Genomic DNA, 536 nt, shown 5'->3' with positions numbered 1-536 from the left:
CCGGAATTGCAGGCGCAGCGGTAGAATCGTTGCCTGTGGTTGCGGGAATTGCAGTGGGAGCGGCAGAAGCCTCGTTGCCTGTGGTTGCCGGAATTGCAGGCGCAGCGGTAGAATCGTTGCCTGTGGTTGCGGGAATTGCAGTAGGAGCGACAGAAGCCTCGTTGCCTGTGGTTGCTGGAATTGCAGTAGGAGTGGCAGAAGCCTCGTTGCCTGTGGTTGCCGGAATTGCAGCCGGAGCGGTGGCAGAAGCTTTGTTGCCTGTGGTTGTGCCTGTCGTTATAGGTTCTACGGTAATTAAGGTTACAGTTGAGATTATTAACTCTCCAGAACCGCAACCAAAACTCAAACCAGCATGAAAGCTCCTGAGAAGTGGCTAGACTCAACTTCGTAGGTTGGGTGAAACTCCGTGAAACCCAACAATTAGGGGTTAAAGATGGTGGTGTTGGGTTCCGTACCTCCACCCAACCTACTCAAATAGGCTAACCCCCGACAAGCATATCATGATGACGGAGAGTTTAACATCTGAGTACCAAGGA

Annotated in this window: 1 protein-coding gene; it reads left to right on the top strand. The window is 52.2% G+C overall.

All coding sequences use genetic code 11. The features are described 5' to 3' along the window. Nucleotides 1-356: hypothetical protein (locus P5683_RS24875; RefSeq protein WP_315669506.1), on the top strand; the 356-nt coding region annotated here is incomplete at its 5' end. Nucleotides 357-536: the final 180 nt, after the last annotated feature.

Origin of the sequence: Limnospira sp. PMC 1279.21 (assembly GCF_032349615.1) — a bacterium.
Lineage (GTDB): Bacteria > Cyanobacteriota > Cyanobacteriia > Cyanobacteriales > Microcoleaceae > Limnospira > Limnospira fusiformis.
Note: the sequence above shows the minus strand (reverse complement) of the source record. Positions and strands in the feature narration are given on the sequence as shown.